Origin of the sequence: Aestuariivirga sp. (assembly GCF_046294715.1) — a bacterium.
Classification (GTDB): Bacteria; Pseudomonadota; Alphaproteobacteria; order Rhizobiales; family Aestuariivirgaceae; genus Aestuariivirga.
Window position 1 is genome coordinate 1 of record NZ_JBKBKI010000012.1, and the last position, 12,938, is coordinate 12,938.

12 protein-coding genes are annotated in these 12,938 nt (G+C 65.0%); 8 read left to right on the forward strand and 4 right to left on the reverse strand.

The window, feature by feature from the left end; all coding sequences use genetic code 11:
- Positions 1-98 precede the first annotated feature (98 nt).
- Both ACK4HL_RS10025 and ACK4HL_RS10030 read right to left on the reverse strand, forming a co-directional pair.
- A complete protein-coding gene (locus ACK4HL_RS10025) occupies positions 99-1,571 on the reverse strand; it encodes a pilus assembly protein TadG-related protein (protein ID WP_409759514.1) in 1,473 nt (490 codons plus the stop codon).
- A 176-nt stretch (positions 1,572-1,747) separates the two neighbouring features.
- The gene (locus ACK4HL_RS10030; protein ID WP_409759822.1) at positions 1,748-3,373 is read right to left on the reverse strand and encodes an electron transfer flavoprotein-ubiquinone oxidoreductase; all 1,626 of its coding nucleotides are present in this window, start codon (positions 3,371-3,373) and stop codon (positions 1,748-1,750) included.
- Between the two features lie 104 nt (positions 3,374-3,477).
- Between ACK4HL_RS10030 and ACK4HL_RS10035 the strand changes: the two genes are divergently transcribed.
- Both ACK4HL_RS10035 and moaB read left to right on the forward strand, forming a co-directional pair.
- A complete protein-coding gene (locus ACK4HL_RS10035) occupies positions 3,478-4,287 on the forward strand; it encodes a uracil-DNA glycosylase (RefSeq protein WP_409759517.1) in 810 nt (269 codons plus the stop codon).
- Positions 4,288-4,497: 210 nt separating this feature from the next.
- The gene (moaB, locus tag ACK4HL_RS10040) at positions 4,498-5,037 is read left to right on the forward strand and encodes a molybdenum cofactor biosynthesis protein B (RefSeq protein WP_409759520.1); all 540 of its coding nucleotides are present in this window, start codon (positions 4,498-4,500) and stop codon (positions 5,035-5,037) included.
- A 32-nt stretch (positions 5,038-5,069) separates the two neighbouring features.
- Here the strand turns inward: moaB and ACK4HL_RS10045 are convergent, their stop codons facing one another.
- The gene (locus tag ACK4HL_RS10045) at positions 5,070-5,960 is read right to left on the reverse strand and encodes a DMT family transporter (protein WP_409759524.1); all 891 of its coding nucleotides are present in this window, start codon (positions 5,958-5,960) and stop codon (positions 5,070-5,072) included.
- An 89-nt stretch (positions 5,961-6,049) separates the two neighbouring features.
- On the opposite strand from ACK4HL_RS10045, the gene ACK4HL_RS10050 reads away from it, so the two are divergent.
- The 6 genes from ACK4HL_RS10050 (at position 6,050) to ACK4HL_RS10075 (ending at position 11,450) form a co-directional block, all read left to right on the forward strand.
- Complete coding sequence (locus tag ACK4HL_RS10050) at positions 6,050-7,186, forward strand: PA0069 family radical SAM protein (RefSeq protein WP_409759527.1); 1,137 nt, start codon at positions 6,050-6,052, stop codon at positions 7,184-7,186.
- A gap of 21 nt (positions 7,187-7,207) precedes the next feature.
- The gene (locus ACK4HL_RS10055) at positions 7,208-7,822 is read left to right on the forward strand and encodes a ribonuclease HII (protein WP_409759530.1); all 615 of its coding nucleotides are present in this window, start codon (positions 7,208-7,210) and stop codon (positions 7,820-7,822) included.
- An 89-nt stretch (positions 7,823-7,911) separates the two neighbouring features.
- A complete protein-coding gene (locus ACK4HL_RS10060) occupies positions 7,912-9,018 on the forward strand; it encodes a site-specific DNA-methyltransferase (protein WP_409759533.1) in 1,107 nt (368 codons plus the stop codon).
- A 76-nt stretch (positions 9,019-9,094) separates the two neighbouring features.
- The gene (locus ACK4HL_RS10065; RefSeq protein WP_409759536.1) at positions 9,095-9,775 is read left to right on the forward strand and encodes an HAD family hydrolase; all 681 of its coding nucleotides are present in this window, start codon (positions 9,095-9,097) and stop codon (positions 9,773-9,775) included.
- Between the two features lie 29 nt (positions 9,776-9,804).
- Positions 9,805-10,404, forward strand: coding sequence for a DUF1989 domain-containing protein (locus ACK4HL_RS10070; RefSeq protein WP_409759539.1), 600 nt, complete (start codon positions 9,805-9,807; stop codon positions 10,402-10,404).
- 140 nt (positions 10,405-10,544) lie between these two features.
- Positions 10,545-11,450, forward strand: coding sequence for a carbon-nitrogen hydrolase family protein (locus ACK4HL_RS10075; RefSeq protein ID WP_409759542.1), 906 nt, complete (start codon positions 10,545-10,547; stop codon positions 11,448-11,450).
- Between the two features lie 22 nt (positions 11,451-11,472).
- Here the strand turns inward: ACK4HL_RS10075 and ACK4HL_RS10080 are convergent, their stop codons facing one another.
- A complete protein-coding gene (locus ACK4HL_RS10080) occupies positions 11,473-12,933 on the reverse strand; it encodes a biotin carboxylase (protein WP_409759545.1) in 1,461 nt (486 codons plus the stop codon).
- Positions 12,934-12,938: the final 5 nt, after the last annotated feature.

Sequence of the window (12,938 nt, forward strand, 5' to 3'; positions counted from 1 at the left end):
TAAGAAACCAAAAAAGCTGGGAGAGAAAAAGGGGGGTCTCCCTCCCTCCGGGGGAGGGGGGCCCCCCCCCCACTGCCGGCCTCCCCGAGGGAAATCGGCTATTGCAGGGTGACCACGGCCGTGCCTTCGTCGGTAATGGGCAGGGGAGGAAGGCCCGCCGCAACGCTATCCCCGTTGCCGCCGACGTTCAGCTGCCCGTTGCCTTCCACGTAGATCTTGTCAGCCACGATGGAAAAGAGCGGGTCGCTGGTCGCGACCTGTTCCGGTTTCGAGTAGGTGCCTGTGCCGCCGCCGGTGATGTAGAGAATGTTGGTCGGATAATAGACGGTTCCGGTGAGGGCCACCTTGCCGCCGCCGATGATCGAATTGGCGGCTGACTTCGTTTTCGCAGTGATCGAATTCGGGTGCTGGGCGATGACGATCCCCGCGAAGAGCCCACTGGCGGGGGCTACCAGGGAGACATCAGCCTGGGCCTGGAAGTCAATCCGCGTCTGGCTTGCTGTCGTCACCTTGGTGGCCGCATCGGTATCGGTCAGGATGATGGTCACCCCTTCGGAGGCGGCGTCAAGGCGCCCATCGTTGTTGACATCGGACGTGAGAGTGGCGTTCTGCACCTCGAACTTGCCGTTCTCGATTATGTAGACGCCGGGTTGCATGACAACACTTGCGCCCGCCTTGATCTGGATTCCGCCGACGTACAGCCCTGGCCAAAGCTTGCCGCTGGACACGACAAGCTGTTTCGGCCCGGAGCCCTTCTGGTTTTCCTTGGCATTGGCGTAGATTTTTGCGTAGTCGTCGGTACTAAACTTGTTTTTGAAGGGGTCTTCGATCTGTTTGCACCCCATTCTTGGCTTGATGGGTTCGAATTGATCTTTCCCGTCCTGAACATAGTGACGGAAAAACTTTTCTCCGACGTAACCCGGTCCATGCACGCAGATCGTCGAGGCGGTGAGTGAGGCCGTGCCGTTCTCGAGCAGCCCGCGGTTGGAAGCCGAATTCACCCGGACGCTGCAGTCCTTCGCGATGATGTCGGCGGTGCCCTGAATTTCGAGCGACTGTTCGCTCGTCTTATTGAGCGCCAGAATGCAGATTGGCTCTTTCTTGTACACCCAGTCCGCCTCCGAGTTGGCGGCGATCCGAAAACGATTGCCGGGTCCTTCGCCGTTTGGCAGCAGGTTCAGCACGTTGCTGAGCGAGCCTTTCACCGTCGCTCCGATCGAGACGGAGACGCTCGAGGCGGTGGCCGTCACCGACGGCTCCTCGACGGACTCGATGTCGGTGAGGTCGGCGAGGCCGGCGCTGAGGAAGCTCTCGGCGATTTCGGCCCGCTTGTTGCGGACCTGTTCGGATGAGCCGGACAGGTTGCGCGCACTGGCCGCGGCGAGAGCCGCGCCGTCAGCAATCGTTTGCAGCTGGTCCTGAACACGACTCATCCGGCCAAGATCGATTGCAATCCCGGCAGCGGCAATGACGGGCACGGCGGCGATGCTGGTGATCGCGGTGAGATTGCCCCGCTCGGAGCGGCAATGTTCCCTGACGCGCCGTGCGAGAGCGCCGAATGATGCAAGCATGATGGCAAGACTCCCGTTCCACATGTGCCTGCAATTTTGCAGTGAAACTTTGCTGAACCGTTTCGATATTCGATCAAATTCTAGCGATCGGGCCCGCCGCCCGGCCGGAGAGGCGGGCGAGCGTTGACAATGTCTTGCGCAATCGAGTCGAATTTTAACGAAGTGCCGCCGGCCGGCTACATGTTGGGATAGTTCGGCCCTTCGCCGCCCTGCGGAACCACCCAGTTGATGTTCTGGGCGGGATCCTTGATGTCGCAGGTCTTGCAGTGCACGCAGTTCTGGTGGTTGATCTGGAAGCGCGGCGCCTTGCCCTCCTCCATCACCACCTCGTAGACGCCCGCCGGGCAATAGCGCTGGGCGGGTTCGTCATAGAGGGGGAGGTTGTCGCGGATCGGCACCGCCGGGTCCTTGAGCTGCAGATGGACCTTCTGGTCCTCCTCGTGATTTGTGGCGGAGAAGGCGAGGTTGGTGAGCCGGTCGAAGGAGATCACGCCGTCGGGTTTGGGATAGGCGATTGGCTTCGACTTGGCGGCAGGCTTGAGCGAAGCGTAATCCGGCTTGCCGTGCTTCCAGGTGCCGAGGCCGAAGCCCAGGAGCTGGTTCATCCACATGTCGAGGCCGCCCAGCGCCAGCCCGCCCACGAGGCCCAGCTTCGACCACATGGGCTTCACGTTCTTCACCCGCTTGAGGTCCTGATAGACCCAGGAGTACTCGTAGGCCTGCTCATACTCTGCAAGCTCGTCTCCGCCGCGGCCCGCAGCGATCGCCGCGGCGGCGGCCTCGGCAGCCAGCATCCCCGTCTTCATCGCGTTGTGGGAGCCCTTGATGCGCGGCACGTTGACGAAGCCCGCCGAGCAGCCGATGAGCGCGCCGCCCGGGAAGAAGAGCTTCGGCACCGACTGGAACCCGCCTTCGGTGATGGCGCGCGCGCCATAGGCGATGCGCCGCCCGCCCCTGAGCACCGGCTCGATCAGCGGATGGTGCTTGAAGCGCTGGAATTCCATGTAGGGGAAGAGATAGGGATTGTCGTAGTTGAGGTGCACCACGAGGCCGATCGAGACGAGATTGTCCTCGAGGTGATACATGAAGCTGCCGCCGCCCGTCTTCGCGCCCAGCGGCCAGCCCATGGTGTGGGTCACCTGGCCCTGGCGGTGGTTCTCGGGGCTCACCTCCCAGAGTTCCTTCATGCCGATGCCGAACTTCTGCGGCTCGCGGCCTTCCGAGAGCCTGAACCTGGCGATGATCTCCTTCGCCAGCGAACCGCGCACGCCCTCGGCGATGAAGACGTATTTTCCGAGAAGTTCCATGCCGGGCTGGAAATCCGCCTTCGGTTCGCCGTCCTTGCCGATGCCCATGACGCCGGCGACCACGCCCCTGACGGAGCCGTCCTCGCGGTAGAGCACCTCGGAACAGGCGAAGCCCGGATAGATCTCCACGCCGAGGCCCTCCGCCTGCTGGGCCAGCCAGCGGCAGACATTGCCGAGCGAGACGGCATAGTTGCCGTGATTGTTCATGAGCGGCGGCATCAGCGCGTTGGGAAGGCGCATGGCACCCTGCGGCCCCAGCATGAAGAAGCGGTCCTCGGTGACGGGGGTGTTGAGCGGCGCCCCCTTCTCCTTCCAGTCCGGGATCAGCTCGTTCAGCGCGATCGGATCGATGACCGCGCCCGACAGGATGTGCGCGCCGACCTCCGAGCCCTTCTCGAGCAGGCAGACCGAGAGCTCGGGGTTGACCTGCTTCAGCCGGATGGCCGCCGCGAGGCCGGCAGGGCCCGCGCCGACGATCACGACATCGTATTCCATCGCTTCGCGCTGGACCTGTTCCACGAGCCTGCTCTCCGTCTATCTTCTGCCGTCGGGCGTCTTTATAGTGGGCGGGACCCCCGGCACAAGCCACGATTTGGGACATGCAGGACAAGCAAGACGACATGACGCCGAGCGAGGCGGCCCGCGCCCTTGGCTGGCTGGCCGAGATGGGCGCGGACGAGATCATCGGCGAGGCGCCGGTGAACCGGCTCGACCCCGCGCCCGGGCGCGCGCCGGCGAGCGCCCCGGCCACGGGCCGCGAGGCTTCACCGGGCCCCTCTCCCGTGCGTACGGCAGCGCTCTCCGCCGCCCCCTCGCCCGCCTCCGCCTGCATGAGCCTCGCGGACATCGCGGCGGCGCTGGACAACCTCGACTCCTGCCCGCTCAAGAAGACGGCGACGCAGCTCTGCTTTGCCGACGGCAACCCGGCGGCGCGCGTGATGCTGGTGGGCGAGGCCCCGGGCCGCGACGAGGACATCCAGGGCAAGCCCTTCGTCGGCCGCTCGGGCCAGCTCCTCGACCGCATGCTGGCGGCGATCGGCCTCTCCCGCCACGGCCACGACCGGGAGAGCGCGGTGTTCATCACCAACGTGATCTTCTGGCGGCCGCCCGGCAACCGCACCCCGACCGAAGCCGAGACCCAGATGTGCCTGCCCTTCCTGATGCGGACGATCGAGCTGCAGAAGCCCGACGTGATCGTTTGCCTCGGCGCCACGCCGGCCCACCGCCTGACCGGCCGGAACGAGGGCATCCTGAAGATCCGGGGCCGCTGGACGAGCGCGAATGTCAGTGGGCGGAACATACCGCTCCTGCCCACGCTGCATCCCGCCTATCTCCTGCGCCAGCCGGCCCAGAAGAGGCTGGCCTGGCGCGATCTGCTCTCGCTCCGCCAGATGCTCGACGCGCACTGAAGAGAACGTTTCGAATCTGGCGTTGCGGCAAAATCGGTCTCAGGAAAATTTTCCCGCAACGTCAAAATCGGACTGGCCGTGCCAGACAACCGATAGAGTTTTTCTTGTTCTGCGAAGTTGAATCGTGTTTCATGCGCGGGTGCATTGAGCGGCGTGCATCTGGTTCCCTGACGGGAGACGGGCCACGGTTTTCCATCGAAGGTTTGAGGCATGACGGAGGCGCGGCAGTTCGTACCTGTCAGGATTGCAATCCTGACCATATCCGACACGCGGACATTGGAGAACGATACGTCCGGCCAGACGCTGGTGGACCGTGTCGCCGAGGCGGGTCACCTCCTTTCGGCGCGCAAGATCGTGCGCGACGACATCCGCGGCATCCGTCACGTCATCCGCGACTGGACCAACCGCAGCGACATCGACGTGATCATCTCGACGGGCGGCACCGGCCTCACCGGCCGTGACGTGACCGTTGAAGCCATGCGTCCGCTCTTCGAGAAGGAGATCGACGGCTTCGGCATGCTGTTCCACATGGTGTCCTTCCCGAAGATCGGCACCTCGACGATCCAGTCGCGCGCCACGGCGGGCGTGATGAAGGGCAAGTACATCTTCTGCCTGCCGGGGTCGCCGGGTGCCTGCCGCGACGGCTGGGACCAGATTCTGAGGCCGCAGCTCGACTACACGCACAAGCCCTGCAACTTCGTGGAGATCATGCCGCGGCTCGAAGAGCACCTGCAGCGCACAAAGAGCTGAGCGCGGGGAGAGAGCCGTTCCGGGGGTGAAGATCAGGGCGGGGCGGCAAGCCCCGCCTTCTTCCTGAGGGGCGGCCCCACGCCGGAGACGATGGCGATGCCGAGCAGGATCACGCCCCCGCCCAGCACCTGGGCAAGCGAGATCGTCTCACCCAGAACGAGTGCGGCGGTGATGATCCCGACGACCGGCATCAGCAGGATGAAGGGGGCGGCCTCGTCCATGCGGCACTGCCTCAGCAGCGTGAACCAGCACATGTAGGCGAGGTAGAAGCCGACCACGCCGACGAAGGCCAGCATCGACCATTCGAGCCACGTGGCGGTGGCGACGGCATGCCACTGGCCCTGCTCGATGAGGAGCGTGGCCAGCGCCAGCTGAGGCACGCTTCCGAAGGCGTTGGCCTTGAGAATGCCCACCCCGCCGTCGCGCCCCAGCCTTTGCGCCAGCACCTGACCCAGCGCCCAGCAGAAGGCGCTGACGATGATCATCGCCGTGGGGAGGAGGCCTGGAGCCTGTTCCGGAAGGCCGATGACGATGGCGACGCCCAGGACGGCGAGCACCGTTCCCGCCACCTTCCTCATGTCCGGCCGTTCCTTCATCACCAGCCAGTCCAGCAGGACGGCGAAGGGGATCTGGATCTGCAGGATGAGGCTCGCGGCGGTGGCTGGCATCGACTCGCTGCGCAAGCCCCAGAACAGCAGAGCGCCCTGGATGGTGACGGCGAAGGCCGAGATGGCGATGATGGCGGCCAGCGGCGTCTTCAGCTTTTCCCGATGGGTGAGGCCGAGCACCAGCGCAATGCCGCCATAAACCATGAGCATCATGAACAGCGGCGGGAAGTGCTGCACCGCCGGCTTGGCGATGGTGAAGCCCGTGCCGAAGAACAGGGGCGGCAGCAGGGCCAGGAAAATCTGGCGTCTCGTCATGGCGGCGGACGATGACGGAGTTCGCAGCCCCCGGCAACAGCATTAACATTGTTCTTGTTTCGTTCTCTCCTCCGCATTATATTGGAGGCATGTCCACTCTGCTCGACAAGCGCAAGGCCCGCGAGCTCGACGTCACCGCGCTGGGTGAGGGGAGGCTCACCGCCCTCTCCGCCCAGTCCCGCGGCCGCGGCGCCACCGTGAACATGTCCGGCCGCTTCGAGGCCTTCAGCCGGTCCCTCTTCGACGACGGCTGGCAGAACCTCGAGGAGCTGCCGCCTTTCCGCACCGAGGTGTTCGAGGAAAGGCCGAAATCGATCATCACCACGAACGACTCGCCCGATGTCGGCTTCGACCGATCGATCAACCCCTACCGCGGCTGCGAGCATGGCTGTGCCTATTGCTATGCGAGGCCCGCCCATTCCTACATGGGGCTGTCTCCCGGGCTGGATTTCGAGTCGAAACTCTTCGCCAAGCCGAACGCGCCGGAGTTGCTGCGGGCGGAACTCTCCGCCAGGGGCTATGCGCCGAAGACCATCGCCCTGGGAGCCAATACCGATGCCTACCAGCCGATCGAACGCGAGCGCCGCATCACGCGCGGAATCCTCGAAGTGCTGTCGGAATTCAATCACCCCGTGGGTATCGTGACGAAATCCGCGCTCGTCACCCGCGACATCGACATCCTGGCGCCGATGGCGAAGAAGGGCCTCGTCAAGGTGGCGGTCTCCGTCACCTCTCTCGACCACCGCCTGTCGCGCGCCATGGAGCCCCGCGCCGCGACGCCGATGCGCCGTCTCGACGCGATCGAGAAGCTCTCCGCCGCCGGCATTCCCACCGTCGTCATGGTGGCGCCGATCGTCCCGGCAGTGAACGACAGTGAGATCGAGGCGATACTCAAGACGGCGCATACGGCCGGTGCACGAGAGGCGGGCTACGTGATGCTGCGGCTGCCACACGAGGTGAAGGAGATCTTCAAGGATTGGCTCCAGGCCACCATGCCGGAGCGCGCGGGGAAGGTGATGTCGCTCGTCAAGTCCTCCTCCGGCGGCAAGGAATATGATCCGAGCTTCGGCAAGCGCCAGACCGGCACCGGCCCCTATGCGTGGATGATCGGCCGGCGCTTCGAGCTCGCCTGCCAGCGGCTGGGCTTCAACCAGTCACGCCTGAAGCTCTCGACCGCCCATTTCCGGCGGCCCCCACAGCCGGGCGAGCAGTTGACGCTCCTCTGACCCTTCGCCCATAAGGGCGGGATGGGGGGATTCGAACCGGACTTCACGATCGAGCTCGATGCGATGCGGCGGGGCACGAGAACCGTATGCGGCATCGACGAGGCGGGCCGCGGGCCATGGGCCGGGCCCGTGGTGGCCGCCGCCGTCGTGCTCGACCCCGATCGCATTCCCGGCGGCCTCGACGATTCGAAGAAGCTCACCGAAGCCGAGCGCGAGGCGCTGTTTGAGCCCATCATGGCGAGCGCGCGCGTCGGCATCGGCATTGCCGAGGTCGAGCGCATCGACCGCGACAACATCCTGGCGGCGACGCTCTGGGCGATGGCCCAAGCCCTGAAGCAGATCGACGGCGTGGCGCTGGCCCTTGTCGACGGCAACCGCGCGCCCGACCTTCCCTGCCGCGTCGAGACCATCATCGAGGGCGACGGCAAGTCGCTGTCGATCGCCGCGGCCTCGATCATCGCCAAGGTGACGCGCGACCGCATCATGGTCGGCCATGACGTGACCTGGCCGCAATATGGCTTCGCCCGCCACAAGGGCTATGGCACGGCGCTCCACCAGGAGGCGCTGATGCGCCACGGGCCCTCTCCCCTGCACCGGAAGAGCTTTGCGCCCGTTGCGGCATTCTTCTCCCGTTAACCATACCGCCCGAAAGCGATTCACGCCCGACTCCGCAGGATTCATCATGCCTTCCTCGAGTCAGTCGCGTTTGCGTACAGGGGTGTGGGATGGGGTATCAGACACGGCCGGACCTTCGGCCGTTGCACAACCGGATCTTGGTGGGCGACTGCCTGACGGAGCTGAGGAAGATTCCGGCCGCCTCGGTCGATCTCGTCTTCGCCGACCCGCCCTACAATCTGCAGCTCAGCGGCGGGCTCACAAGGCCCGATCAGAGCAAGGTCGATGCGGTGGACGACCACTGGGACCAGTTCGAGAGCTTCGAGGCCTATGACCGCTTCACCAAGGGATGGCTCTCGGAGTGCCGCCGCATCCTGAAGCCCACGGGCGCGCTGTGGGTGATCGGCTCCTATCACAACATCTTCCGGGTGGGCGCGATCCTGCAGGACCTGGGCTTCTGGATCCTCAACGACGTCGTCTGGCGCAAGACCAACCCGATGCCGAACTTCCGCGGCCGGCGCTTCACCAATGCGCATGAGACGCTGATCTGGGCGGCGCGCGAGGCGAGCACGAAATACACCTTCCATTACGAGGCGATGAAGGTGTTCAACGACGACCTGCAGATGCGCTCTGACTGGACGATCTCGCTCTGCACCGGTGCCGAGCGGTTGAAGAACAGCACGGGCGACAAGCTGCACCCCACGCAGAAACCGGAGGCTCTCTTGCATCGCGTTCTTCTTTCCACCACCAACCCGGGCGACGTGGTGCTCGACCCCTTCTTCGGCACCGGCACCACGGGTGCTGCGGCCAAGCAGCTGGGCCGCGTCTTCATCGGCATCGAGCGCGAGGAGGATTACGCCGAGGCGGCACTTGCCCGCATCGACGCCACCGAGCCCCTCCCCGCCGAGGCGCTGAAGGTGACCACCGGCAAGCGCGCCGAGCCGCGCATTCCCTTCGGCTCCCTGATCGAGCGCGGCTTCGTGAAGGCGGGCGACATGCTGTTCGACCCGACGAGCCGCATCGCGGCGCGCGTCCGGGCGGATGGCTCGATCGCCTGCAAGGACGCCTCGGGCTCGATCCACAAGATCGGCGCCCATGTGCAGGGTGCGGAGGCCTGCAACGGCTGGACCTTCTGGCACGTGAAGAAGGGCCCCAACCTCGTTCCCATCGACATGCTGCGCCAGCAGCTGCGCGCCGAGATGGCGCCCGCCGCCTGACATGCGCCGGCCGCGGCATGCTCGTGTTGCGGCCGGTGCCCTCCGGGGCTAAGCGGGTGGCAAAGAGGAGCTCGACATGAAGGCCCGCCAGCAGACATCCTTTCTCTTCGACCTCGACGGCACGCTGGTCGACAGCGTCTACGACCACGTGCTCGCCTGGCACGACGCGCTGCAGGAAGAGGGTGTCGAGGTTTCGGTGTGGCGGCTCCACCGCAAGATCGGCATGTCCGGCGGCCTCTTCACCAAGGCGCTGGCGCGCGAGACGGGACGCGACTTCAGCCCCGAGGTTCTGGAGAGGCTCAGGCTTCTCCACCGCAAGTACTACAACGCGCGTTCGCATCGCACGCGGCCGCTCCCCGGCGCGCGCGAGCTCCTGGCCTTCCTGAGCGACAACGCCATTCCCTGGGCGATCGCCACATCGGGCCGCATCGAGACGGCAGGGCCGGTGCTGAAGATCCTCGGCGTCGACCCGGAAAGGCACATCGTCATCACGCGCGATCTCGTGCGCTATGCCAAGCCCGACCCCGATCTCTTCCTCGCCGCGGCGGAGAAGCTCGCGGTCGACATCGGAACCGCCTGCGTGGTGGGCGATGCGATCTGGGACATGCTGGCGGCGCGCCGCGCGCGGGCTCTCGGCATCGGGCTTCTCTCCGGCGGCTATGGCACGGAGGAGCTCGAGCGCGCCGGTGCGTACCGCGTCTACGAGGACCCTGCCGATCTCCTGGCGCATATCGACGAGGTGGGCGGGCGGCGCTAGTCTTCCTCCCGACAAGGGAGAAGTGCCGCATGAAGATCATCGTTCCGCCGCGCGAGGGCCGCGCCGTCCGCGTCGGCAGGGGCCAGACCATCCGCATCGCGACGCCCAAGGGCGCGCAGGCTGCGGATTTCTTCGCCTACAATGCCGAGAGCCCCGCCGAGTGGCTGTCCGCCAACCACACATGGGTGACGACCTTCAACGTCAAGCCGCGAGAGGGCGACACGCTGATCTCGCGCTTCCGCCGCCCGATGCTGAAGTTCACCCGTGACGGCGCGAACGGCGTCCATGACATGATGATCGCCGCCTGCGACCAGTTCCGCTACGAGTTCTTCGGGTTCAAGGGGCCGCATGCCAGCTGCTCGGAAAACCTCTGCGTGGCGATGCGGCGCGAGGGCCACCAGGTGGACGTGATCCCCCAGCCCATCAACTTCTTCACCAACACCTTCGTGGAAAAGGACGGCAGCTTCACCTCGCCTCCCAATCCCGTGCCGCCCGGCGCCTTCGTGGAACTCGAAGCCCTGATGGACCTGATCTGCGTCGTCTCCTCCTGCCCCTTCGACCTTCCCGTGGAGGGCTGGACGATCAACGCCGGCGCAGGGCCGACGGAACTCGAGGTGGAGGTGCATTGAGCCTGTTACGCAGCGGCATTACGCATGGCAGGGCTGAAGGAACCATTTCACCCTGAGACGCTTCAGGATTTGCGTTCCAGCCCCATGACACGGTATAATTGCATTTTTGCGACTTCCCGGATTTCACGAAAGACGATCGCATGACCCCTTTTGCCATTGCTGGCATCCAGATGCACCTGGGCCACGGATCCAACGTCGAGGCCATGCGGCACCGCGTCGATCTCACCATGCATCTCTACCCCTGGGTACAGATGGTGATGTTTTCGGAACTCGCCGTCTTCGGACCGCTGCTGCACCATGCCCAACCTTTGCCCGGCGCCGTCGAGGAGGAGTTCCGGACCATCGCCCGCCACCACCGCATCTGGCTGGTGAACGGTTCGATGTACGAGAGGCGCGAGGGTGCGATCTACAACACGACCTCCATCATCAGCCCCGAGGGTGACATCGTCGGGCGCTATTCGAAGATGTTTCCCTTCACCCCGCTCGAACAGGGTGTCACCCCGGGCAAGGAGTTCTTCACCTGGGACATCGAGGGCGTGGGGCGCTTCGGCATCCTCAACTGCTATGACATGTGGTTCCCGGAGACCGCCCGCACGCTGACCGCGATGGGCGCGGAAGTGATCCTTCACCCGGTGATGACGCACACGATCGACCGCGATATAGATCTCGCCGTTTCGCACGCGACGAGCGCGGTCATGCAGGCCTATGTCTTCGACATGAACGGGCTGGGTGCCGGCGGCAACGGACAGTCCGCCGTGTTCGACCCCATGGGACGCAAGCTGCACCAGGCGGATGCCACCGAGCAGATCATCCCGATCGAGATCGACGTGGAACTCGTCCGCCGCTCGCGCCAGCGCGGCATTCGCGGCCTGGGGCAGATGGCCAAGAGCTTCCGCGACAGGCCCGCCGAATTCCCCGTCTACCAGAAGGACTTCGACACGAGCTATCTCGACTCGCTCGGCCCGGTGGCGACGCCGCGGCGCACCGAGGGCCCGGGGCCGGCCAATGTCAGCACGCTCCCCGTCCGCCGCAGCTTCGTGAAATAGCCGGACGGCGGGGCGGACTCGCTCAGAACATCTTGTTGGCCGTGTGGAGCGGCGGCGCCACGGGCTGCGAGGGGCTGGACACCGGGATCGCCTCGAACTGCCGGTGGATGGCCTCCACCCAGGCGAGTGCGCGCGGCGTCAGCTTGCGGTCGTCCGTCTGGAACCTGCCACGCGACACGAGAATGCCCATGTCGGCACCGTGGTAGCGATAGTCCCCCGCCGTGTAGACGCGCAGGTAGAAGGCCTCGTCCTCTCCCGAGACGAGGAACCAGTCGATCGACTTTCTCACCAGCGAGATCTCGCCCTTGGCATCCATGCGCCAGATGCCCGATGGCGGAGCCTTGGTGATCATCTCCACCCGGTCTACCGGATATTTCAGGATCAGCTGGCTCCAGTTGTCGAATTCGGCCCAGCGCTGCTGGATCTTCGAGAGGTCCAGCTCCCACTCCACATCCATGAACTCGAGAAGGTGGAACATGTAGATCGGGCAGCCGCCATAGGTGGAGGTGATCAGGTTCGTCATGGGCGAGGCGCCGGAGACACGCGGGTTGATCTCTCCGAGATAGACCTTCCGGGTGTCGGTATCGATCAGGAAGTCCATGCAGAAGGCCCCCTTGTAGCCTTCCTTGTAGAGCTGGTCGCCGAGCTTCTGCGCCATCTTCGTCACGGCCTTGCGCTCGCTCTCGAAGCCGCCGGTGAAGACGTCGTTTCCGCACCAGCCGCCCTTGTAGGGCGTAACCTCGGCGAAGCCGGTGATGTCCGTCTGGAGCGGTCCCACGAGCGTGCCGTGGCGCGTCGCCACCGCCTCGACGGTGCCGGGCAGGTGATTGATCCGGCGCATCACCTTCAGTTCTTCCTTGGCAAGCAGGTCCTCATGCTTCTTCCAGTCGGCCTCGCTCCGGATGAAGAAGGTCGTCCGGCCGGAATCGCCGTAAGGCGTCTGGACGACGAGGTCGGAGCCCAGCCGTGCGGTGGAGGCAAGCTTCGTCAGCTCCGCATAGGACCTCGCGCGCCCCATCGTGTTCGGTGCGCTGCTGATGCCCGCGGCGTTTCCGAGCTTGGTGGTGGTGATCTTGCTGTCGAAGTGCTTGCGCAGCCTCGCCGGCGGAAGCGCGATCTTCTGGCCGAGTTCCCTGGCCAGCGCTTCGGTTTCCTCGTCGAACATGACGAGCAGGAGATAGCCCGGCCCCCTCTGCTGGAGTGCGGCACGAACCTCCTTGTGGCGCAGGAGATAGTTGTTCACGTCCTCGATCGAGCGGAAGTCGTGCGGGCCGTGCTCGCGCGGCACCGTGATCTTCGGATGCGTGCCATCGAAGCTGTCGAAGAAATTGATGTATTCGAACTTGTTGATCCAGCGCCCGAGGCCGAGAAGATTGTAGGGGGTGGGCGAGAGAAAGGTGATCGGCGTGTGGTTCTGCCGGAAATACGCGTAGATCTGGCTGAGGCTCTTGAGCCTGGTCCTTGCCGTCCGTCCCCTGTCCATGGCAG

Coding starts and splice junctions, on each gene's coding strand:
- ACK4HL_RS10025 (WP_409759514.1), bottom strand. CDS start 1,571: ATGCTTGCATCATTCGGCGCTCTCGCACGGCGCGTCAGGGAACATTGC.
- ACK4HL_RS10030 (WP_409759822.1), bottom strand. CDS start 3,373: ATGGAATACGATGTCGTGATCGTCGGCGCGGGCCCTGCCGGCCTCGCG.
- ACK4HL_RS10035 (WP_409759517.1), top strand. CDS start 3,478: ATGCAGGACAAGCAAGACGACATGACGCCGAGCGAGGCGGCCCGCGCC.
- moaB (WP_409759520.1), top strand. CDS start 4,498: ATGACGGAGGCGCGGCAGTTCGTACCTGTCAGGATTGCAATCCTGACC.
- ACK4HL_RS10045 (WP_409759524.1), bottom strand. CDS start 5,960: ATGACGAGACGCCAGATTTTCCTGGCCCTGCTGCCGCCCCTGTTCTTC.
- ACK4HL_RS10050 (WP_409759527.1), top strand. CDS start 6,050: ATGTCCACTCTGCTCGACAAGCGCAAGGCCCGCGAGCTCGACGTCACC.
- ACK4HL_RS10055 (WP_409759530.1), top strand. CDS start 7,208: ATGGGGGGATTCGAACCGGACTTCACGATCGAGCTCGATGCGATGCGG.
- ACK4HL_RS10060 (WP_409759533.1), top strand. CDS start 7,912: ATGGGGTATCAGACACGGCCGGACCTTCGGCCGTTGCACAACCGGATC.
- ACK4HL_RS10065 (WP_409759536.1), top strand. CDS start 9,095: ATGAAGGCCCGCCAGCAGACATCCTTTCTCTTCGACCTCGACGGCACG.
- ACK4HL_RS10070 (WP_409759539.1), top strand. CDS start 9,805: ATGAAGATCATCGTTCCGCCGCGCGAGGGCCGCGCCGTCCGCGTCGGC.
- ACK4HL_RS10075 (WP_409759542.1), top strand. CDS start 10,545: ATGACCCCTTTTGCCATTGCTGGCATCCAGATGCACCTGGGCCACGGA.
- ACK4HL_RS10080 (WP_409759545.1), bottom strand. CDS start 12,933: ATGGACAGGGGACGGACGGCAAGGACCAGGCTCAAGAGCCTCAGCCAG.